Origin of the sequence: Streptomyces sp. C, from assembly GCF_000158895.1 — a bacterium.
Lineage (GTDB): Bacteria > Actinomycetota > Actinomycetes > Streptomycetales > Streptomycetaceae > Streptomyces > Streptomyces racemochromogenes.
In genome coordinates, this window is the sequence record NZ_GG657750.1 from 5,589,135 (window position 1) to 5,609,232 (window position 20,098).

The window sequence follows — 20,098 nt, forward strand, 5'->3', positions numbered from 1 at the left end:
AACTATCGCTCCTGCTGGTAAGTGGGGTCGATGTGGTAACTGCCGGTCGCGGGGCCGGTGGTGCCGGCCTGGCGGCCCTGCTGGATACCGCGACGGAGGTTGGTGAGACGGCCGCGGACGTCGTCCGGGGCGCGCGACACCTGCGGGCCCGCCTGGGTTTCCGACTGCTGCTGCGCGGTACCCGCCACGAGGTTCGCACGAGGCACCCGGCGGGGCAGACCCGAGGTGGTGATACCGCCGGCGGCGGGCTGGCGCACGCGCTCGGCCTGTCGCATCAGCTCGTCGTTCGGGGACGCCTTCCAGCTGACCGTCGGCGTGACGCCGGTGACCGCAGCGGCCGGCTCGGCCGGCAGCTCCTGGCCGCGCTGCGGCAGCGGCTGCTGCTGCGGAGCCGGGGAGAGCGGGGCCGCCTGCTGGGGCTGGTGCGGCTGCTGGGGGACGGCCGGTGCGTGCCCGGCGGACTGCTGCCCGCCCTGGTGGGACCAGTGCGAGTCCAGCGGCTGCGCCGGAGCCGGCGGCAGGGCCTCCGGCTGGTACGCCTGCGGGAGGCGCGGGGCCTCGGCGCGCGGGGCCGGAGCCGGGGCGTAACCGCCGGGCTGCTGAGCCTGCTGCTGCTCGGCGTAACCGCCGACACCGGGGCCGCCCGGGCGGGCGAACTGGCCGGTGGAGGACGGGTCCAGCGGGCCCGCCGGCTGCGGCCGCTCGAACTGGCCGGTGCTGCCGCCGAGGGGCGTGCCGCCGGTGGCCTGCGGGTACGGGGCGTTGAAGTCCGGGCGGGCGAACTCGGCCGTGGAGCCGGGGCCCGACAGCTCGTCGTGGCCGCGCGGGACCTCGTGGCCGCCCTGGGCCGCGGCGCCCCAGCTGGTGCCCTGCGGAGCCGGAGCCGGAGTAGGGACCGGAGCCGCCGGACCGCCCGCGCCCGGGAGCTCCGGACGGGAGGCGCCGCCGTCACGCGCCGGCAGCTGCGGCCGCCTGCGCTTGACGGGGGCACCGGGCTGCTGCTGGGGGCGGCCCTGCTGGGGCTGCTGCCCCTGGCCCTGCGGCTGCTGCTGCGGCGGCTGCGGCCGCTCGAAGCCGTTGCCCTGCTGCGGGAAGCCGCCCTGCTGCGGGAAGCCGCCGGGACCGCCGGCCGGCCGCGCCTGCGGGCCGCCGGACTGACCGCGGGCCGGCAGCGGAGCACCGCCGCCGAAGGCGCCCTGGCCCTGCGACTGGCCCGTCGGGGCGGAGGGACCGCCCTGCGGACGGGGGCCCTGGCCCTGCGGGCGCTGCTGCTGGCCGGGGCCGCCGTCACGGCCCGGCAGGGCCGTGCGCTGGCCGCCGCCGGCGACCTGGCCGCGCTGCTGGCCGGCGCCCACGGGGGGACGCGCGCCCGCACCGGGCATGGAGGCCTGCTGGCCGCCGGGGCCACCCGGACCGCCGGCGCCGCCGGGACCGCCCGGCGCGCCGCCGGGACCGCCCTGGCCGCCCTGGCCCGGCATCGGACCCGGCTTCTTGCCGCCCTGGGCGACGTCCACCGGAAGCATGACGAGGGCCGTCGTACCGCCCGAGTCGGAGGGGCGCAGCTGGATGCGGATGCCGTGTCGCAGGGACAGGCGGCCGACCACGAACAGACCCATGCGACGGGACACCGAGACGTCCACGGTGGGCGGCGAGGCGAGCCGCTCGTTGATCGCGGCGAGGTCCTCGGGGGAGAGGCCGATGCCGGTGTCGTGGATCTCGACGAGCACGCGGCCGTCGGGCAGCGCGTGACCGGTGACCTTGACCTTGGTCTGCGGGGAGGAGAACGAGGTGGCGTTCTCCAGCAGCTCGGCGAGGAGGTGCACGAGGTCGTTGACGACGCGGCCGGCGACATCGGTGCCGGGCACCGCCGCCAGCTCGATGCGCTCGTACTGCTCCACCTCGGACGCGGCGGCGCGGAGCACGTCGACGAGCGGGACGGGGCGGGTCCACCGGCGGCCCGGCTCCTCGCCCGCGAGGACGAGGAGGTTTTCGCCGTTACGGCGCATGCGGGTCGCGAGGTGGTCGAGCTTGAAGAGCGAGGAGAGCTGGTCCGGGTCGGCCTCGCGCGACTCCAGTTCGGAGATGAGCGACAGCTGACGCTGGATGAGGCCCTGGGAGCGGCGCGAGAGGTTGGTGAACATCGCGTTGACGTTGCCCCGGAGGAGGGCCTGCTCGGCGGCGAGGCGGACGGCCTCGCGGTGCACGTCGTCGAAGGCCGCGGCCACCTGGCCGATCTCGTCGCGGGTGTGCAGGCCGACGGACTCCACGGAGGTGTCCACGTCCTGCGGGTCCGACTCGGAGAGCTGCTTGACGAGCTCCGGCAGGCGGTCCTGGGCGACGCGCGTCGCGGTGTCCTGCAGGCGGCGCAGCGAGCGGATCATGGACCGGGCCATGACGAAGGCGCCGATGAGCGAGACGCCGAGGACGAGGAGGATCAGGGCACCGTTGATGATGGCGTCCTGCTGCGACTCGCTCTTGAGCTCGCGGGCCTTCTGCTCCATGTCCTCCAGCAGCGTGAGCTCGATCTGCTGCATCGCGCGGAGCTTGGTGTCGTCGGCGTCGTACCAGTCCATCCAGGAGCGGTTCTTCTCCTTGACGAACTGTCCCTGGGTGCTCAGCACGCGGCGGGCGTAGTGGTCGGCGCTGCCGATCTCGGAGTTGCCGTCGCCGAGGGAGCTGAGGAGCTCCTCGGGCTTGCCCTGGTAGACGAGCTCGAAGGTCTTCTTCGCCTGGCTCTCACCGCGGAGCGCGGAAAGGGCGTAGAGGCGGTCGTTCTCCTCCAGCTTGCCCTGCTTGTCGCTGCTCTCGGGGAGCGAGGCGGCGATGATCGCGCGCTGGATGGACGCGTACTCCTTGGCGGAGGAGAACGCCGCCAGGGCGCGGGTGCGCTTGATCATCTCGGGGTTCGAGGTGGCCTGCGCCATGTCCTGCGAGAGCGAGAGCAGCGAGACGATCAGCGCGTTGTACTCGGTGACGGTCTGCTGGGCGCCGTTCTGGTACGCCTTCTTGCGGATGTCCTCGATGCCGGTGAGCTGGCGGCCGATCTGGAGGATGTTGTTGCGGATCGACTTGAGGGTCTCGTCCTTGTCCTCCGCGTTGTCGACCTTGTCGGTCGCGGCGGCGAAGGCCTTGGCGGCGGCGTCGGTCTGGTCGCGGACACCCTCGACGAGGCTGTTCGCCTTGCCGTCCTTGGTGATCGACATCGGACCGGCCGACTTGTCCCGCTCCTCCTGGAGCATGGCAGCGAGGCTGGTCGCCTGGCGCGTCATCACCGTCAGCAGCTGCATGTGCTCCAGCTGCTGGATGTCCTCGAGCGAGTCGTTGATGCGGAAGCCACCGAGCGAGGTGGCGGCGACGACGGGCAGGGTCAGCAGCGACACGAGTCGCGTGCTGATGCGCCAGTTCTGCATGGCGAGACGGGAGCCGGGCCCGGGCGGGGCCTTCGGTATCGCCTCTTCGGTCGCGGGCGATTCGGCCTTGCCCTTGGCCCTGCCCGGCTTGACGGCCTTGCCGGGCTTCCCGGCCTTGCCGGACCTGCCGCGGCCCTTCGCCTTCACCGAGGAGGTGTCGGGTCCGGCTCCTTCGGCAGCCGGCCCGCGGTTCTGGGCGTGCTGGGGTGAGGAGCCACGGTCGATCCCGCCGCGCGGCTCCTGCTCCGCCGCAGCGCTGCCATCCCTCTTGAATCGTCCCTGCACTAGCGTCGCAACCTCTGGACCAGGCGCCCCGCCGGGTGAACGGCGGAACGGTGTCGAGTCATGGGGCACTGACGGCCCCGTGGTGGTCGTCGGTGACCGGCGCGTCTCCCTCTCCATTGACGCCGCGCGCGGCGCTCTCTTGCGCCACCTGCGCGCCGGCTGATACCCGCGGCGGTCCCGCGAATTCCAGCACAGTGGGGGATCTCCAACAAGGTGCGCGTGTCGCCCCGGCGGGGCGGTCACGGCTCGTGGCGGAGGGGCTACGCGCCGTGGAGGCACTATGGGGAGGAAACGGACTTACGTCAACCAAAGCTTCGGTTTGCCAAGGTGTCCCAGTCGAGATGATCAGGAGCGGAATGGCGCATTCAGTGGCGCAATGTCCGTTTCTAAGGGCTGAATTGACCGCCTGTTATGCCCGTATTGCCCGGTCGCTGGTGAGGAAACTCACACGACTGTGGCCATTACTTACCGGTTCAGACGGGGATTCGGATGTTTAGCCTTGCCTGTTAAAGGGTTGGCGCCACATCCGGCGCATCCGACAGCCCCCATCCCACGAAGCGACCCGAGGGCCCGAAACTCCGATGAAGACGACGATGATGTTCCGCAACATAGCCAACCCCCGCCGCACCACCCTCGCGCACCTGAAGGACGCCGAGGAGCTGCAGGCGGCGCCGGCCACCCCGGAGCACTCCGTCGACCTGCCGGGGCAGACCGCGAACCCCCGCCGGACCGTCCTCATGGACGCCCCGGTCGCCGCGGCACAGTAGTCCCTCCGCAGTAGCGGCTCCGTAAAGGAGCGCGAAGCGCCGCCGCCCACCGCGTTAGCCTGGAGTCCGCAGACTCCAGCCAGCGGAAATACAGAGGGGCAGACGCAACACGTGCGCATCGCCAGGTTCTCGATCGACGGCAATGTCGCGTTCGGCGCGGTCGAGGGCAGCACTGCCCCCGGCGCCGAAGGTGAGCTCGTCCTCGACATCATCAAGGGCATCCCGTTCGCGGACTTCGAGCTCTCTGGCACGAAGGTCCCGCTGAGCAAGGTCCGGCTGCTGCCGCCCGTGCTCCCGAACAAGGTCGTGGCCATCGGCCGCAACTACGCGGAGCACGCGGCGGAGCTCGGGAACGCCATCTTCGACGATCAAGGCCGTCCGGACGCCCCGATCACCTTCTTCAAGCCCTCCACCTCCGTGGTCGGCCCGGGCGACCCGATCGTCTACCCCTCCTTCTCCCAGGACGTGCACCACGAGGCGGAGCTCGCCGTGGTCATCGGCCGCATGTGCCGCGAGGTCCCCAAGGAGCGCGTGAAGGACGTCATCCTCGGCTACACCTGCGCCAACGACGTCACCGCCCGCGACGTCCAGCAGCGCGAGAAGCAGTGGGCCCGGGCCAAGGGCTTCGACAGCTCCTGCCCGCTCGGCCCCTGGATCGAGACCGACCTGGACCCGGGCGACCTCACCATCCAGTGCACCGTCAACGGCGAACAGCGCCAGCTCGGCCGCACCAGCGACATGGTCCGCTCCATCGAGGACCTGGTCGTGCACATCAGCGAAGCCATGACGCTGCTCCCGGGCGACGTCATCCTCACGGGGACCCCGGCCGGAGTCGGCCCCCTCAACGTCGGCGACGAGGTCGCCGTCACCATCGAAGGCATCGGCACTCTCACCAACAAGGTGATCAAGCGTGGCTAACGCGAACGTCCGCGTACGTTTCTGTCCCTCCCCGACCGGCAACCCCCACGTGGGCCTGGTCCGCACCGCCCTTTTCAACTGGGCGTTCGCCCGCCACCACGGCGGTACGTTCGTCTTCCGCATCGAGGACACCGACGCGGCGCGCGACTCCGAGGAGTCGTACGAGCAGCTCCTCGACTCGCTGAAGTGGCTCGGCTTCACCTGGGACGAGGGCCCCGAGGTCGGAGGCCCCCACGCCCCGTACCGGCAGTCCCAGCGCATGGACATCTACAAGGACGTGGCGCAGCGGCTCCAGGACGGCGGCTACGCCTACCACTGCTACTGCACCACCGAGGAGCTCGACGCCCGCCGCGACGCCGCCCGCGCGGCCGGCAAGCCCTCCGGCTACGACGGCCACTGCCGCGAGCTGAGCGCGGAGCAGGTCGCCGCGTACGAGGCCGAGGGACGCACCTCCATCGTCCGCTTCCGGATGCCCGACGAGACCATCACCTTCACGGACCTGGTCCGCGGCGAGCTCTCCTTCACCCCGGAGAACGTGCCCGACTTCGGTATCGTCCGCGCGAACGGCGCCCCGCTGTACACGCTGGTCAACCCGGTCGACGACGCGCTGATGCAGATCACGCACGTCCTGCGGGGCGAGGACCTGCTCTCCTCCACCCCCCGCCAGATCGCGCTGTACAAGGCGCTGATGGAGCTCGGCATCGCGACGGGCGTCCCGCGGTTCGGCCACCTGCCGTACGTGATGGGCGAGGGCAACAAGAAGCTCTCCAAGCGCGACCCCGAGTCCTCGCTCAACCTCTACCGCGAGCGCGGCTTCCTGCCCGAGGGCCTGCTGAACTACCTCTCGCTCCTCGGCTGGTCCTTCTCCAAGGACCAGGACATCTTCTCGATCGAGGAGATGGTGGCGAAGTTCGACATCGACGGCGTCAACGCCAACCCGGCCCGCTTCGACCTCAAGAAGGCCGAGGCGATCAACGCGGACCACATCCGCCGGATGGACCCCAAGGCCTTCGCGGACGCCTGCGAGCCGTGGCTGCGCGCCCCGCACGCCAACTGGGCCCCCGAGGACTTCGACGCCGAGGCCTGGGCCCGGATCGCGCCGCACGCCCAGACGCGTGTGACCGTCCTCTCGGACATCACCGCGAACGTGGACTTCCTCTTCCTGAAGGAGCCCGTCGAGGACCAGGCGTCCTGGGACAAGGCCATGAAGGGCGAGCCCGCGGCCCTGCTGACCACGGCGCGGGAGAACCTCGCCGCCGCCGACTGGTCGGACCCGGAGTCCCTCAAGCAGGCCGTCCTGACGGCCGGCGAGGCCCACGGCCTCAAGCTCGGCAAGGCCCAGGCCCCGGTCCGCGTGGCCGTCACCGGCCGCACCGTCGGCCTGCCGCTCTTCGAGTCCCTGGAGATCCTGGGCAAGGAGCGCTCGCTGGCGCGCATCGACGCGACCCTGGCGAAGCTCTCCGCCTGACCCGCACCACCCCGTGGGGGCGGCAGCCGACCCGGCTGCCGCCCCCACGGCGTTCCCGAAGCGCTCCGCCGTGAGAACGGCCACTCCCGCGCACGCCGGCCCCGGCCCCCGGCCGTACCGTGACGCGCCTCACGCGGACTTCGCCGAGGACCCCACGCGGGACCCGCCGGCGGCGTAGGCTCGCCCGTATGCCGATCCGCGCAGTGCTGTGGGACATCGACGACACCCTGTTCGACTACACGGGGGCCGATGCGACCGGCCTGGCCGCCCACCTGCGCGACGAGGGGCTCGGGGAGCGTTACGGATCCCCGCACGAGGCCCTGGCCCTCTGGCGCAGGATCACCGAGCTGAACTGGGCCCGCTTCGCCGCCGGCGAGGTCACCTTCCAGGGCCAGCGGCAGGACAGGGTGCGGGACTTCCTCGGCAGGCCCGCCATGACGGCGCCGCAGGCCGACGCCTGGTTCGACCGCTACGTGGCGCACTACCAGGCCGCCTGGGCGCTGTTCCCGGACGTCCTGCCCGCCCTGGACGCCCTCGCCGGCACCCACCGGCACGGGGTGCTCTCCAACTCCTCCGCCGCCAACCAGGACCCCAAGCTGCGCCACCTCGGTCTGCGCGACCGCTTCGAGGTGCTGGTCTGCGCCGCCGAGCTGGGCGTGAGCAAGCCCGACGCCGCCGCCTTCCTGGCCGCCTGCCAGGCGCTCGCGCTGCCTCCGGCCCAGGTCGCGTACGTCGGGGACCAGCCGGAGATCGACGCGCGCGGCGCCCGGGACGCCGGACTGACGGCCGTCTGGCTTGACCGGCAGGGCGGCAGGGGGCCCGGTCCGGCGGGCGTACACAGGATCGAGGGGCTCGATCGGCTGCCCGAGGTGCTGGCCGTGGATACCCGTTTTGGAGCACGGTCAGGCATCCGGTAATGTTCTTTCTGCGCCGGGGAAACGGGCCGAAAGGGCCGGAAACCACAGGCGCCAACCAAACGAAAGGCCCCCAGGGGCTTGAAGTTCGGTGGGCTATAGTGTAATTGGCAACACGAGGGTTTCTGGTTCCCTTATTCTAGGTTCGAGTCCTGGTAGCCCAGCGCAGTGCAGTAGTAACGCAGTGCTTTGCCCCCGTTGTGTAGCGGCCTAGCACGCCGCCCTCTCAAGGCGGTAGCGCCGGTTCGAATCCGGTCGGGGGTACAGATCCTTCCCGCGGGATCTCCAGGGTCGCTCCCGGAGGTCTTGATGCAGGATCGCTAGGGCCCCCGTTGTGTAGCGGCCTAGCACGCCGCCCTCTCAAGGCGGTAGCGCCGGTTCGAATCCGGTCGGGGGTACCAAGGTCTGGCAGGTCTAGACCATTGGGCTATAGTGTAATTGGCAACACGAGGGTTTCTGGTTCCCTTATTCTAGGTTCGAGTCCTGGTAGCCCAGCGCAGTACCGCAGTAGAGCTAGCCCCCGTTGTGTAGCGGCCTAGCACGCCGCCCTCTCAAGGCGGTAGCGCCGGTTCGAATCCGGTCGGGGGTACAAGAGGAGAGGCCCTCCGCGATCATCGCGGAGGGCCTCTTCCGTGTGTCCGGGGCCGGGCCCGGCCGGCCGGTGCCGGGTACAAGTACGGGCCCGGAGGCGCGAGTTCGGACGTGTGCGGCGTCGTACGCGCCCCCGGGCCCGGGGGTGTGGTGGAGCAGGGCGGGGTTCAGCCGGAGCGGCGCAGGGCCTCCGTCAGGCGGGCGGCCGCGTCTATGACGGCCTGGGCGTGCATGCGCCCCGGGTGGCGGGTCAGGCGCTCGATCGGCCCGGAGACCGACACGGAGGCCACCACGCGGTTCGAGGGGCCCCGTACGGGCGCCGAGACGGACGCCACGCCGGGCTCCCGCTCGCCGATCGACTGGGCCCAGCCGCGGCGGCGTACGCCGGACAGGGCCGTGGCCGTGAAGCGCGCGCCCTGCAGGCCGCGGTGGAGCCGCTCGGGCTCCTCCCAGGCCATCAGGATCTGCGCGGCCGATCCCGCCTTCATCGGGAGCGTGGAGCCCACCGGGACGGTGTCCCGCAGGCCCGACAGCCGCTCGGCGGCCGCCACGCAGATGCGCATGTCTCCCTGACGGCGGTAGAGCTGCGCGCTCTCGCCCGTCACGTCACGGAGGTGCGTGAGCACCGGTCCGGCCGTCGCCAGCAGGCGGTCCTCGCCGGCCGCGGCGGCAAGCTCTGCCAGCCGCGGGCCGAGGATGAACCGGCCCTGCATGTCCCGCGCCACCATCCGGTGGTGTTCCAGTGCCACGGCCAGACGGTGTGCCGTGGGTCGTGCGAGCCCTGTCGCCGCGACCAGCCCGGCGAGGGTGGCCGGACCGGACTCCAGTGCGCTCAATACCAGAGCTGCCTTGTCGAGAACGCCGACGCCGCTAGAGTTGTCCATGAAACGATATTCACGTCTCACACTGTGAAACGCAAGTTCAAATTTTCCAAGAACGAGCGAGTCTGTATGTGCGGGTCCACGAACCACTGGGTCCGAGCCGTCGTTCCGCGGGTGGGGTAGCGGGCGATCAGGCGCACAGATCTCTACATAAGCGCCGGCCCGACCGGCCGGCCGGAGGGAAAGCGATGGGTAGGACACTCGCGGAGAAGGTCTGGGACGACCACGTCGTCCGGCGCGCCGAGGGCGAGCCCGATCTCCTCTTCATTGATCTCCACCTGCTGCACGAGGTGACCAGCCCGCAGGCCTTCGACGGTCTGCGTCAGGCCGGCCGCAAGGTCCGCCGCCTGGACCTCACCATCGCGACCGAGGACCACAACACCCCCACCCTCGACATCGACAAGCCGATCGCCGACCCCGTCTCCCGGGCCCAGCTGGAGACGCTGCGCAAGAACTGCGCCGAGTTCGGTGTCCGACTGCACTCGCTGGGTGACGTCGAGCAGGGTGTCGTCCACGTCGTGGGTCCCCAGCTGGGCCTGACCCAGCCGGGCACGACCGTGGTCTGCGGCGACTCGCACACGTCCACGCACGGCGCCTTCGGCGCGCTGGCCTTCGGCATCGGCACCAGCCAGGTCGAGCACGTGCTGGCCACCCAGACGCTGCCGCTGGCCCGGCCCAAGACGATGGCCATCACCGTCACCGGCGAGCTGGCCGAGGGCGTCACCGCCAAGGACCTGATCCTCGCGATCATCGCCAAGATCGGTACCGGCGGCGGCCAGGGCTACGTCCTGGAGTACCGCGGCGAGGCCGTCGAGAAGCTCTCGATGGAAGCCCGCATGACCATCTGCAACATGTCGATCGAGGCCGGCGCGCGCGCGGGCATGATCGCCCCCGACCAGACCACCTTCGACTACCTGGAGGGCCGCGACCACGCCCCGACGGGCGAGGACTGGGACGCGGCGGTCGCCTACTGGAAGACGCTGCGCACCGACGACGACGCCGTCTTCGACGCCGAGGTCGTCATCGACGGCGCCTCCCTGTCCCCGTTCGTCACCTGGGGCACCAACCCGGGCCAGGGCGCGCCGCTGTCGGCCAGCGTCCCCGACCCGGCTTCGTACGAGGACGCTTCGGAGCGCCTGGCCGCCGAAAAGGCCCTGGAGTACATGGGGTTGACGGCCGGACAGCCGCTGCGCGAGATCAAGGTCGACACCGTCTTCGTAGGTTCCTGCACCAACGGCCGCATCGAGGACCTGCGCGCCGTCGCCGGCATCATCGGGGGCCGCAAAGTCGCCGACGGCGTACGGATGCTGGTCGTTCCGGGCTCGGTCCGGGTCGCCCTGCAGGCCGTGGAGGAGGGCCTGGACAAGGTCTTCAAGGAGGCCGGCGCCGAATGGCGGCACGCGGGCTGTTCGATGTGCCTGGGCATGAACCCCGACCAACTGGCCCCCGGTGAGCGTTCCGCGTCCACCTCCAACCGCAACTTCGAGGGCCGGCAGGGCAAGGGCGGGCGCACCCACCTGGTCTCCCCGCAGGTGGCCGCCGCCACCGCGGTACTGGGCCATCTGGCCTCGCCCGCCGACCTGTCCGCCGCCGACGCGACCGCCGGAGTCTGAACCATGGAAGCCTTCACCACCCACACCGGCCGGGCCGTTCCGCTGCGCCGCAGCAACGTCGACACCGACCAGATCATCCCGGCCCACTGGCTGAAGAAGATCACCCGCGACGGGTTCGAGGACGGGCTCTTCGAGGCCTGGCGCAAGGACCCGGAGTTCGTCACCAACCGCCCCGAGCGGGCCGGCGCGACCGTCCTGGTCGCCGGCCCCGACTTCGGCACCGGTTCCTCGCGCGAACACGCCGTCTGGGCCCTGCAGAACTTCGGCTTCAAGACGGTCATCTCCTCCCGCTTCGCCGACATCTTCCGCGGTAACTCGCTGAAGAACGGTCTGCTGACCGTCGTCCTGCCGCAGGAGACCGTCGACCGGCTGTGGGAGCTGACCGAGGCCGACCCCACCGCCGAGGTCACCGTCGACCTGGTGGACCGCAAGGTCCGAGCCGAGGGGATCGAGGCGGAGTTCGAGCTCGACGACAACGCCCGCTGGCGTCTGCTGGAGGGCCTGGACGACATCTCCCTCACCCTTCAGAACGAAGCCGACATCGACGCCTACGAAAGCGGACGCCCGGCCTTCAAGCCGAGCACCATTCGGCACTGATTCCTGCCTGATCAGCGCTTATTCACCCTCGGGTGATCACATCGGCAACACTGTGCCCCCCGCCTTCCGGCGGGGGGCACAGCCGTATGTTGAGGCCCCGTGAGGCGACAACTCGCCCCAGATGGCACAATCTGTGCATGGAACGCGACAGTCAACTCGAGCTCTACGAGCTCGTCGCGGACCGGTTGAAAGAAGCACACGCAAGGGTGCGCGCACTGCAAGTCCCGGAGGGCGTAAGGATGACGCTGTCCCGGAAGCTGTTGGTCGTCACTGCCGCGGCGAAGCACGATCTCGCCGACGCGGCAAGGCGCCTGGACAGGTTGATGAAGGACCTCGACGAGGGTCGATTCCCTGAAGGCGACTGATGCGAAGGAACTCCGTAACGGCCTACATCGTTGCGGCACTAGGGTGATTAGCCCGTTTCGTGTTTGATTTGCGGTATATATCCGCCTAACGTGCGAAATAAGCTTGAACACATTCGTTCTGGCGATGTCTCCGAAGGGGAAGACGTGAACAAGGCGCAGCTCGTAGAAGCGATTGCCGACAAGCTGGGCGGCCGCCAGCAGGCCGCGGACGCCGTCGACGCGGTACTGGACGCCATGGTCCGCGCGGTCGTCGCGGGAGACCGGGTCTCGGTCACGGGCTTCGGCTCGTTCGAGAAGGTCGACCGTCCGGCCCGCTACGCCCGCAACCCGCAGACGGGTGAGCGCGTCCGGGTCAAGAAGACCTCCGTCCCCCGCTTCCGTGCGGGTCAGGGCTTCAAGGACCTGGTCAGCGGCACCAAGAAGCTCCCCAAGGGCGACGAGGTCGCCGTGAAGAAGGCCCCGAAGGGCAGCCTGACCGGCGGCGCGTCCGCCACGGTCAAGAAGGCCGCCGCGAAGAAGGCCACCACGGCGAAGAAGGCCGCCGCGAAGACCACCGCCGCCGCGAAGAAGGCCACCCCGGCGAAGAAGGCCGTCGCGAAGAAGACCGCGACCACCGTCAAGAAGAGCGCGGCGAAGACCACGGTCGCCAAGAAGGCCACGGCCACCGCCAAGAAGGCCACCCCGGCCAAGAAGACGGCGACGGCGGCCAAGAAGACCACCGCCACCGCGAAGAAGACCGCCCCGGCGGCCAAGAAGGCCACCGCGACGAAGGCGCCCGCCAAGAAGACGACGACGCGCAAGGCCACCGCGAAGAAGACCACCGCCCGCAAGAAGTAAGGGCACGGGTTACACACGCCGGGCCGGCTTCCCCCTCGGGGAGGCCGGCCCGCGGTGCGTTCCCTCGCAGGTCACGGGCCTGTCGGCAGGCCCGTGAGGGGCGTCAGAAGGTCTGCAGGGTCACCAGCGTGATGCGCAGGGCCGGGCCCTCGCCCTCGGTCTCGATGCGGACCCGCTGCCCGGGCCGCAGCAGCCGCAGGCCGCCCGCGTCGAAGGCCGCGGTCTCGAAGGGCACCGGGGTGCCGTCGTCCAGCAGCACGCTGCCGCTGCGGGTCTGGGAGTCGTACGTGTACGCGGTCGCCTGCATACGGGAACTGTATCGGGCCGTGTGCCGCCCCACCCCGAGGGTCAGGGCCGTGCGCAGGTCCGCCCCGGTGTCCACGTCGCGGCGCACGCTCTCCACGTCCGCCAGGGCTATTTCCACCGCCCCCGAGGCCGAATGCCGGGCCCGGGAGGGGCCGCCGAACGAAGGTGCCAATTCCACGTCGGGAGCCGCGGAAAGCAGGGTCGTGCCGATTCCCGCCGCATCCGCCAGAAATGCCCGGGGAAAATTCCCCGCGATATCGAGCACACGTAGCAATTCCGCCGCCCGCAAGGCCGGCAGGTCGGCGTTCATCGCGGCCACCGCCGTCCCGGGCCGCCCCGCCCGCACCGCCCGCGCCCCGTGGTCCAGCGCGGCGTTGAGCCCCGCGCCCGGGGCGTCCGGCAGGATCCGCGCCCCCAGCCGCGCCAGCTCCGCACCCGCCACGGCGTCGTCCGTGACGACCACCACATCCGCGACGGACGCGCAGGCCAGCGCCCCCGCGACGGTGTCCTGGGCGAAGGCCAGGGCCAGCCCGGGCCTGGACCCGCCGACGGCCGCCGCGAGCCGGCTCTTGGCCAGCGCCAAGGGCTTCAGCGGGACCACCAGGCTCCATGCGGCGTCCGTGGCGGCCCCCTTCCCTCCGGTGCGCTGCGGCACCCGCCCGACCCATCGGCAGGTCATGGCCCGGTCATCACTCGGCCCATTGTCGCCTCCGAGCGGCCGCAGGGGGGCCTCGCGGTGCGAGCGGGGCGTACGGTGTCCTCGACAGAGGCCGGACCCGCAGCGACACTTGTCCGGCCCACAAGGTGCCCACGCCACGCACCGGTCCTAGAGGAAGGTGTCCGAGTGTCCCGCCGCAGAATCGGCTTCTGGTACCGCCTGGCGGCGGTCATCGCAAAACCGCCGCTGGTAGTGCTCTTCAAGCGGGACTGGCGGGGAATGGATCACATTCCGGCCGACGGTGGATTTATCACCGCCGTCAATCACAACTCGTATCTCGACCCGCTCTCCTACGCGCACTTCCAGTACAACACCGGCCGGGTGCCGCGTTTGCTCGCCAAGGCGGGCCTCTTCAAGGTGCCTTTTGTCGGCATGATCCTGCGCGGATCCGGACAGATCCCCGTCTACCGGGAGACCACCAACGCCCTGGACGCATTCCGGGCCGCCGTGGACGCGGTCGAGCGCGGCGAATGCGTCGCCTTTTACCCGGAAGGCACCCTCACCCGCGACCCGGAGATGTGGCCGATGGCCGGCAAGACCGGCGTCGCCCGCGTGGCGCTGATCACCAAGGCCCCCGTCATTCCCGTGGCCCAGTGGGGCGCCAACCTCGCCATGCCGCCGTACGCCAAGGAGAACAAGGTCCGGTTGTTCCCGCGCAAGACCCTCCAGGTGCTCGCCGGACCGCCCGTGGACCTCTCGGCCTTCTACGACCGCGAGCCCACGCCCGACGTCCTCAAGGGCGCCACCGAGGCCATCATGGCCGACATCACCAAGCTCCTGGAGGAGCTGCGGGGCCAGCAGGCGCCCGCCGAGCCGTACGACCACCGCAAGGCCAGGGCGGAGCAGCGGCGCAAGGCCGCGGGGGAGGGCAAGAAGTGACACGTCCCGTGAAGGCGGCCGTCTTCGGAACCGGCTCCTGGGGCACGGCCTTCGCCGTCGTCCTCGCCGACGCCGGCTGCGAGGTGACCCTGTGGGGCCGCCGCCAGGAGCTCGCCGACGCCATCAACACCGGCCGGACCAACCCGGACTACTTCCCGGGCGTCGAACTCCCCGCGAACATCCGCGCCACCACCGACGCGGCCGAGGCGGCCCGGGACGCCGACTTCGCGGTCCTGGCCATCCCCTCCCAGACCCTGCGGGCCAACCTCGCCGAGTGGGCGCCGCTGCTGGCGCCCGACACCGTCCTCGTCTCCCTGATGAAGGGCATCGAACTCGGCACCGCCAAGCGGATGAGCGAGGTCATCGAGGAGGTGGCCAAGGTCCCCGCCGAGCGCGTCGCCGTGGTCACCGGCCCCAACCTGGCCCGCGAGATCGTCGCCCGGCAGCCCGCCGCCTCCGTCGTCGCCTGCGTGGACGAGGCCGTGGCCCAGCGCCTCCAGGCCGCCTGCCACACCCCGTACTTCCGCCCGTACACCAGCACCGACGTCATCGGCTGCGAACTCGGCGGCGCCGTCAAGAACGTCATCGGCCTGGCCGTCGGCATCGCGGACGGCATGGGCCTGGGCGACAACACCAAGGGCTCCCTCATCACGCGCGGGCTCGCCGAAGCGACCCGCCTGGGCCTGGCGATGGGCGCCGACCCGCTCACCTTCTCCGGCCTCGCCGGCCTCGGCGACCTCGTAGCGACCTGCTCCTCGCCGCTCTCCCGCAACCACACCTTCGGCACCAACCTGGGCCGCGGGATGACCCTGGAGGAGACCATCGCGGTCACCAGCCAGACCGCGGAAGGGGTCAAGTCCTGCCAGTCCGTGGCGGATCTGGCACGCCGGTACGGAGTGGACATGCCGATCACCGACACGGTCGTCGAGATCGTGCACCACGGCAAGCCCCCGCTGGTCGCGCTGAAGGAACTGATGGGCCGCAGCGCCAAACCGGAACGTCACTGACACCTTTCCGGACGCCTGAGCGGGTACTCTCGTGGCGATATGAGCAGCGAGAACCTCCCCCAGACCCCTGAGCAGCAGGGCCGCAAGCCCCGCGTGGCCGTCGTCTTCGGCGGCCGCAGCTCGGAACACGCCATCTCGGTCGTCACCGCGGGCGCCGTGCTGCGCTCCATCGACCGGTCCAAGTACGAGGTGCTGCCGATCGGCATCACCACGGACGGCCGGTGGGCCCTGACGGCCGACGCCCCCGAGCGCATGGCCATCGCGGACCGGCAGCTCCCCAGCGTCGAGGCGCTGGCGGAGTCCCCGGACGGCACCGTCGTGCTCCCCGTCGACCCCGCCAGCCGTGAGGTCGTCTACACCGAGCCGGGCGCCGTCCCGAAGGCACTGGGCGAGGTCGACGTCGTCTTCCCCGTGCTGCACGGCCCCTACGGCGAGGACGGCACCCTCCAGGGCCTCCTGGAGCTCTCCGGCATCCCGTACGTCGGCTGCGGCGTCCTCTCCTCGGCCGTCGGCCAGGACAAGGACTACATGAAGCGGGTGTTCGCCTCCTACGGGCTGAACGTCGGCCCGTACGTGACCATCCGCCCCCGCGAGTGGGAGGCCGACCAGGCCGCCGCCACGGCGAAGGTCCTGGACTTCGCCGGCGAGCACGGCTGGCCGCTGTTCGTGAAGCCCGCCCGCGCCGGCTCCTCCATCGGCATCACCAAGGTCGACGACGCCTCCGGGCTCGACGCGGCGATCCGAGAGGCCCGCCGCCACGACCCGAAGGTCATCGTGGAGGCGCTGCTGCGCGGCCGCGAGATCGAGTGCGGCGTCCTGGAGTTCGAGGACGGCCCGCGCGCCAGCGCCCCCGCCGAGATCCCGCCGGTCTCCAGCCACGACTTCTACGACTTCGAGGCGAAGTACATCGACTCCGCCACCGGCCTCGTCCCCGCCCCGCTCACCCCGGAGCAGACCGCCGAGGTGCAGAAGCTCGCGATCGACGCCTTCGAGGCCGCCTCCTGCGAGGGCCTGGTGCGCGCCGACTTCTTCCTCACCGAAGACGGCACCTTCGTCATCAACGAGATCAACACCATGCCCGGTTTCACGCCGATCTCGATGTACCCGCGGATGTGGCAGGAGTCGGGCATCGAGTACCCGGAGCTCGTGGACCGGCTGATCCAGGCCGCCCTGCGCCGCTCCACCGGACTGCGCTAGCCGCGCACCCGGCGCCCCGAACAGCCGACCGCCCGCTGGAACGATCCAGCGGGCGGCGGTGTGCGCGGGGCGGACGGGCGGGCTGGCGGGCGGATCAGTACGAGGAGATCCCGGCCGGGACCGATGCGGCCACGGCGGCGGACAGACCGACGAGCATGCTCGCGTCCGTGGCGTGCTCCTCGTCGATCCACACCTCCGTGTAGGCCAGCCGGCCCGTGGTGGTGAACCGCAGGCCGCCCTCCGGGGGCTGTTCCACCAGCCAGCCGACGCCGTCGACCTCGACGCCGTCCGCCTTGGGATCGGCCATCTTGGGGGGCTTGGGGATACCGCACCGCAGTACGATCGCCGAGCCGCCCCACGCGGCGGTCAGGTCCGTCTCCGGGTCGGTGACGGACCGGTCCAGCCCCGACACCGTCTCCGGGAGCTTCCTGTGCAGCGCCGCACAGAGCTGCGCCACACCGGCGGGCGGAGCCGGCGGGGGTGTCACCCGGGCCTCGGAGGCCCCGGGGGCGCAACCCGCCAGGGCCACGACCGCCACCAGGGCGGGCAGGGCCAGTAGACGGAGGGGCCGGTGGTGCGAAGACATCACCGGCCAAGACTAGACGGGGGCTACAGATGGACCACCGGGCAGGTCAGGGTGCGGGTGATCCCCTCCACCTGCTGGACCTTGGCGACCACCATGCGGCCGAGATCGTCGACGGTGTCGGCCTGGGCGCGCACGATCACGTCGTACGGCCCCGTCACGTCCTCGGCCTGGATCACCCCCGCGATCTTGGAGATGGACTCGGCGACGACCGACGCCTTGCCCACCTCGGTCTGGATGAGGATGTACGCCTGTACCACGGAACCTCCAGGGCGGCCACGAGGATCATTTCCCCTAACCTTCGGATGGGCCCGGGGAGATCGGGCGGGCCCGGGGAAGAAGGGACGCCACGGTACCGCGTCGCCGCGTGCCACGGGGAGACCCGGGGGCCCGGCGCCACGCACAGCGGGGCGTACGCAGAGCAGAAGTTGACGTATCTGTTGACGGTACCCAGAGCTGTGACGGCTCGCGACCGCAAGCGGACTTGCCAAGAAGGGGCACAGCGATGAAGGGCACTGTGGGCGAGCTGGGGGAGTTCGGGCTCATTCGGGAGCTCACCTCACGGCTCACCACCACCCCGGCGGTCCGGCTCGGACCCGGGGACGACGCCGCGGTGGTGTCGGCCCCCGACCGGCGGGTCGTGGCCAGCACGGACATCCTGCTCGAAGGCAGGCACTTCCGCCGCGACTGGTCCACCGCCTACGACGTGGGCCGCAAGGCCGCCGCACAGAACCTGGCCGACATCGCCGCCATGGGCGCCGTGCCCACCGCGCTGCTGCTCGGCCTCGTCGTCCCGGCCGAGCTGCCGGTCACCTGGCCCACCGAGCTCATGGACGGCATCCGCGACGAATGCCAGGTCGCGGGCGCCGCCGTGGTCGGCGGGGACGTCGTGCGCGGCGACACCATCACCGTCTCCATCACCGCCCTCGGCGACCTGCGCAACCACGAGCCCGTGCTGCGCTCCGGCGCCCAGCCCGGCGACGTCGTCGCCGTCACCGGCTGGCTCGGCTGGTCCGCGGCGGGCTTCGCGGTGCTCTCGCGCGGCTTCCGCTCCCCCCGGGCCTTCGTCGAGGCCCACCGGCGCCCCGAGCCGCCCTACCACGCGGGCCCCGCGGCCGCCGGGCTCGGCGCCACCGCCATGACCGACGTCAGCGACGGCCTGATCGCCGACCTCGGGCACATCGCCGAGGCCAGCAAGGTCCGCATCGACCTGCGCTCCGGCGCCGTGGACATCCCGACCCAGATGCACGACATCGGCCAGGCCGTCGGCGTCGACCCGCTCCAGTGGGTGCTCACCGGGGGAGAGGACCACGCCATCGTGGCCACCTTCCCGCCCGACGTGAAGCTCCCGGCCCGCTGGAAGGTCATCGGCTCCGTCCAGCACCGCTCCGCCCTGCCCCAGGTGACCGTGGACGGCGCCCCGTGGACCAGCACCGGTGGCTGGGACCACTTCGGCGCCGACCCGGCCGACGGGGAGACCGCGTGAGCGTCGCCGGGGCCGCCCCGCCGCTGTGCCTGACCGTCGCCGGATCCGACTCCGGCGGCGGCGCGGGCATCCAGGCCGACCTCAAGACCATGCTGGCCCTCGGCGTGCACGGCATGAGCGTGGTCACCGCCGTGACCGCCCAGAACTCCCTCGGCGTGAAGGGGGCCTGGGAACTGCCCGCCGAGGCCGTCACGGCCCAGTACCGGGCCGTGGTCGACGACATCGGCGTGCACGCCGTCAAGACCGGGATGCTGTCCTCCGCCGTCCTCGTGGAGACGGTGGCGGAACTGCTGGCCGGCACCCCCGCCCCGGCCGTGGTCGACCCCGTCGGGGTCTCCAAGCACGGGGACGCGCTGCTCGCCGCCTCGGCGCTGGACGCCGTACGGCAGGAGCTGCTGCCCAGGGCCACGGTCGCCACCCCGAACCTGGACGAGGTGGCCCAGCTCACCGGGCTGGCCGTCGAGACCGAGGACGACATGCGGCGGGCCGCCGACGCGGTCCTCGGCTACGGGCCCCGCTGGGCGCTGATCAAGGGCGGCCACCTCGCGGCCCACGGCGACCGGGCGGTGGACCTGCTGAGCGACGGCTCGCGGGAGCTGTGGCTGAGGGCGCCCCGGCACGACAACCGGCACACCCACGGCACCGGCTGCACCCTCGCCAGCGCGATCGCCGCGGGCCTGGCCAAGGGCCTGGACGTGCCGGAAGCCGTCACCGCAGCCAAGGAGTACGTCACCGGCGCCATCGCCGCCGGCTTCGCCCTCGGCGGCGGCATCGGCCCGGTGGACCACGCCTGGCAGTGGCGCTGATACGGGTAGAGGAGCACCTACTGATCAAGCAGGTGCTCCTCAACGGCCCCCGGACAAGGCAAAAGGCCGGTTCACCAGAGGTGAACCGGCCTTCTTGGCAACCGGAAAGGGCTGCGCTACGACGACGGGAGGCGTCAGCGCGAGACCTTGCCGGCCTTGATGCACGAGGTGCAGGCGTTGAGGCGCTTCGGCGTCCCATTGACCACGGCACGGACGCGCTGGATGTTCGGGTTCCAGCGACGCGAGGTGCGGCGGTGCGAGTGGGAGATGTTGTTGCCGAAGCTCGGCCCCTTGGCGCAAACGTCGCAGTTGGCAGCCACAGGTCACTCCAAGACTTCAGATGCAATTACGGTGGAATCCGGCGCACCGGAATCAGAGATCTGAAGTGGCTTGCCGGACGAATGACCCGACTCTCGACGGGCAACCTGAGCAGCATACAACGACTGCTTGGGTCCGAGAAAACTACCATG

At 71.1% G+C, this 20,098-nt stretch carries 18 protein-coding genes, 5 tRNA genes and 1 pseudogene; 18 read left to right on the plus strand and 6 right to left on the minus strand.

The features are described 5' to 3' along the window. Window positions 1–2 precede the first annotated feature (2 nt). On the minus strand, window positions 3–3,695 hold the full coding sequence (locus SSNG_RS25390) for a nitrate- and nitrite sensing domain-containing protein (RefSeq protein WP_007266777.1): 3,693 nt from the start codon (window positions 3,693–3,695) through the stop codon (window positions 3–5). Window positions 3,696–4,276: 581 nt separating this feature from the next. Here SSNG_RS25390 and SSNG_RS25395 point away from each other — a divergent pair. From SSNG_RS25395 to SSNG_RS25435, 9 genes are all read left to right on the plus strand, one after another. After that, a complete protein-coding gene (locus SSNG_RS25395; protein ID WP_007266778.1) occupies window positions 4,277–4,462 on the plus strand; it encodes a hypothetical protein in 186 nt (61 codons plus the stop codon). Between the two features lie 111 nt (window positions 4,463–4,573). After that, window positions 4,574–5,380, plus strand: coding sequence for a fumarylacetoacetate hydrolase family protein (locus tag SSNG_RS25400; protein WP_007266779.1), 807 nt, complete (start codon window positions 4,574–4,576; stop codon window positions 5,378–5,380). Beyond that, complete coding sequence (gene gltX / locus SSNG_RS25405; protein WP_007266780.1) at window positions 5,373–6,848, plus strand: glutamate--tRNA ligase; 1,476 nt, start codon at window positions 5,373–5,375, stop codon at window positions 6,846–6,848. The genes SSNG_RS25400 and gltX overlap by 8 nt, the downstream gene beginning before the upstream one ends. A gap of 188 nt (window positions 6,849–7,036) precedes the next feature. Then, a complete protein-coding gene (locus SSNG_RS25410; protein ID WP_007266781.1) occupies window positions 7,037–7,765 on the plus strand; it encodes an HAD family hydrolase in 729 nt (242 codons plus the stop codon). Window positions 7,766–7,854: 89 nt separating this feature from the next. Further along, window positions 7,855–7,926: transfer RNA gene (locus SSNG_RS25415), tRNA-Gln, on the plus strand. Between the two features lie 27 nt (window positions 7,927–7,953). Further along, a tRNA-Glu gene (locus SSNG_RS25420) sits at window positions 7,954–8,026 on the plus strand. Window positions 8,027–8,087: 61 nt separating this feature from the next. Beyond that, window positions 8,088–8,163, plus strand: a tRNA-Glu gene (locus tag SSNG_RS25425). A gap of 22 nt (window positions 8,164–8,185) precedes the next feature. Beyond that, window positions 8,186–8,257 (plus strand) — tRNA-Gln (locus SSNG_RS25430). 21 nt (window positions 8,258–8,278) lie between these two features. Then, window positions 8,279–8,351: transfer RNA gene (locus SSNG_RS25435), tRNA-Glu, on the plus strand. Between the two features lie 169 nt (window positions 8,352–8,520). Here the strand turns inward: SSNG_RS25435 and ndgR are convergent. Further along, entirely contained in the window at window positions 8,521–9,237 is a 717-nt protein-coding gene (gene ndgR / locus SSNG_RS25440; protein WP_007266782.1) for an IclR family transcriptional regulator NdgR, read from the minus strand. A gap of 185 nt (window positions 9,238–9,422) precedes the next feature. Between ndgR and leuC the strand changes: the two genes are divergently transcribed. The 4 genes from leuC (at window position 9,423) to SSNG_RS25460 (ending at window position 12,646) form a co-directional block, all read left to right on the plus strand. Next, window positions 9,423–10,847 carry a 3-isopropylmalate dehydratase large subunit gene (gene leuC, locus SSNG_RS25445; protein WP_007266783.1) on the plus strand — a complete coding sequence of 475 codons (1,425 nt, stop codon included), beginning with the start codon at window positions 9,423–9,425 and terminating at the stop codon, window positions 10,845–10,847. A gap of 3 nt (window positions 10,848–10,850) precedes the next feature. Further along, window positions 10,851–11,444: a 3-isopropylmalate dehydratase small subunit gene (leuD, locus tag SSNG_RS25450; RefSeq protein WP_007266784.1), complete on the plus strand. Its 594-nt coding sequence runs from the start codon at window positions 10,851–10,853 to the stop codon at window positions 11,442–11,444. A gap of 137 nt (window positions 11,445–11,581) precedes the next feature. Next, complete coding sequence (locus SSNG_RS25455) at window positions 11,582–11,809, plus strand: hypothetical protein (protein ID WP_007266785.1); 228 nt, start codon at window positions 11,582–11,584, stop codon at window positions 11,807–11,809. A 144-nt stretch (window positions 11,810–11,953) separates the two neighbouring features. After that, a complete protein-coding gene (locus tag SSNG_RS25460; protein WP_042801877.1) occupies window positions 11,954–12,646 on the plus strand; it encodes an HU family DNA-binding protein in 693 nt (230 codons plus the stop codon). 310 nt (window positions 12,647–12,956) lie between these two features. On the opposite strand, the pseudogene cofC reads toward SSNG_RS25460, so the two are convergent. Further along, window positions 12,957–13,631: pseudogene (gene cofC, locus SSNG_RS25465) on the minus strand (2-phospho-L-lactate guanylyltransferase); the annotation flags it as partial. 165 nt (window positions 13,632–13,796) lie between these two features. Between cofC and SSNG_RS25470 the strand changes: the two are divergent. Genes SSNG_RS25470 through SSNG_RS25480 form a run of 3 tightly spaced genes read left to right on the plus strand, consistent with a single transcriptional unit; the run spans window position 13,797 to window position 16,753 of the window. Beyond that, window positions 13,797–14,549, plus strand: coding sequence for a lysophospholipid acyltransferase family protein (locus SSNG_RS25470; RefSeq protein ID WP_007266788.1), 753 nt, complete (start codon window positions 13,797–13,799; stop codon window positions 14,547–14,549). After that, entirely contained in the window at window positions 14,546–15,556 is a 1,011-nt protein-coding gene (locus SSNG_RS25475; RefSeq protein ID WP_007266789.1) for an NAD(P)H-dependent glycerol-3-phosphate dehydrogenase, read from the plus strand. The genes SSNG_RS25470 and SSNG_RS25475 overlap by 4 nt, the downstream gene beginning before the upstream one ends. A gap of 39 nt (window positions 15,557–15,595) precedes the next feature. Further along, window positions 15,596–16,753, plus strand: coding sequence for a D-alanine--D-alanine ligase family protein (locus SSNG_RS25480; RefSeq protein WP_007266790.1), 1,158 nt, complete (start codon window positions 15,596–15,598; stop codon window positions 16,751–16,753). A 94-nt stretch (window positions 16,754–16,847) separates the two neighbouring features. Here the strand turns inward: SSNG_RS25480 and SSNG_RS25485 are convergent, their stop codons facing one another. Both SSNG_RS25485 and SSNG_RS25490 read right to left on the minus strand, forming a co-directional pair. Continuing rightward, complete coding sequence (locus tag SSNG_RS25485) at window positions 16,848–17,339, minus strand: DUF3515 domain-containing protein (protein WP_007266791.1); 492 nt, start codon at window positions 17,337–17,339, stop codon at window positions 16,848–16,850. 23 nt (window positions 17,340–17,362) lie between these two features. Next, window positions 17,363–17,596, minus strand: coding sequence for an Lrp/AsnC ligand binding domain-containing protein (locus SSNG_RS25490; protein ID WP_007266792.1), 234 nt, complete (start codon window positions 17,594–17,596; stop codon window positions 17,363–17,365). 245 nt (window positions 17,597–17,841) lie between these two features. On the opposite strand from SSNG_RS25490, the gene SSNG_RS25495 reads away from it, so the two are divergent. Then, window positions 17,842–18,822, plus strand: coding sequence for a thiamine-phosphate kinase (locus SSNG_RS25495; RefSeq protein WP_042801879.1), 981 nt, complete (start codon window positions 17,842–17,844; stop codon window positions 18,820–18,822). Further along, window positions 18,819–19,628: a bifunctional hydroxymethylpyrimidine kinase/phosphomethylpyrimidine kinase gene (thiD, locus tag SSNG_RS25500; RefSeq protein ID WP_007266794.1), complete on the plus strand. Its 810-nt coding sequence runs from the start codon at window positions 18,819–18,821 to the stop codon at window positions 19,626–19,628. Before SSNG_RS25495 ends, thiD begins: the two co-directional genes overlap by 4 nt. Window positions 19,629–19,762: 134 nt before the next feature. On the opposite strand, the gene rpmB is transcribed toward thiD, so the two are convergent. Continuing rightward, the gene (gene rpmB, locus SSNG_RS25505; protein WP_007266795.1) at window positions 19,763–19,948 is read right to left on the minus strand and encodes a 50S ribosomal protein L28; all 186 of its coding nucleotides are present in this window, start codon (window positions 19,946–19,948) and stop codon (window positions 19,763–19,765) included. Window positions 19,949–20,098: the final 150 nt, after the last annotated feature.

Excerpts from the sequence above, each read along its gene's own strand:
- SSNG_RS25395 (WP_007266778.1), top strand. The coding sequence starts at position 4,277 with ATGAAGACGACGATGATGTTCCGCAACATAGCCAACCCCCGCCGCACC.
- SSNG_RS25410 (WP_007266781.1), top strand. The coding sequence starts at position 7,037 with ATGCCGATCCGCGCAGTGCTGTGGGACATCGACGACACCCTGTTCGAC.
- leuC (WP_007266783.1), top strand. The coding sequence starts at position 9,423 with ATGGGTAGGACACTCGCGGAGAAGGTCTGGGACGACCACGTCGTCCGG.
- SSNG_RS25455 (WP_007266785.1), top strand. The coding sequence starts at position 11,582 with ATGGAACGCGACAGTCAACTCGAGCTCTACGAGCTCGTCGCGGACCGG.
- SSNG_RS25495 (WP_042801879.1), top strand. The coding sequence starts at position 17,842 with ATGAAGGGCACTGTGGGCGAGCTGGGGGAGTTCGGGCTCATTCGGGAG.
- SSNG_RS25480 (WP_007266790.1), top strand. The coding sequence starts at position 15,596 with ATGAGCAGCGAGAACCTCCCCCAGACCCCTGAGCAGCAGGGCCGCAAG.
- leuD (WP_007266784.1), top strand. The coding sequence starts at position 10,851 with ATGGAAGCCTTCACCACCCACACCGGCCGGGCCGTTCCGCTGCGCCGC.
- ndgR (WP_007266782.1), bottom strand. The coding sequence starts at position 9,237 with ATGGACAACTCTAGCGGCGTCGGCGTTCTCGACAAGGCAGCTCTGGTA.
- SSNG_RS25485 (WP_007266791.1), bottom strand. The coding sequence starts at position 17,339 with ATGTCTTCGCACCACCGGCCCCTCCGTCTACTGGCCCTGCCCGCCCTG.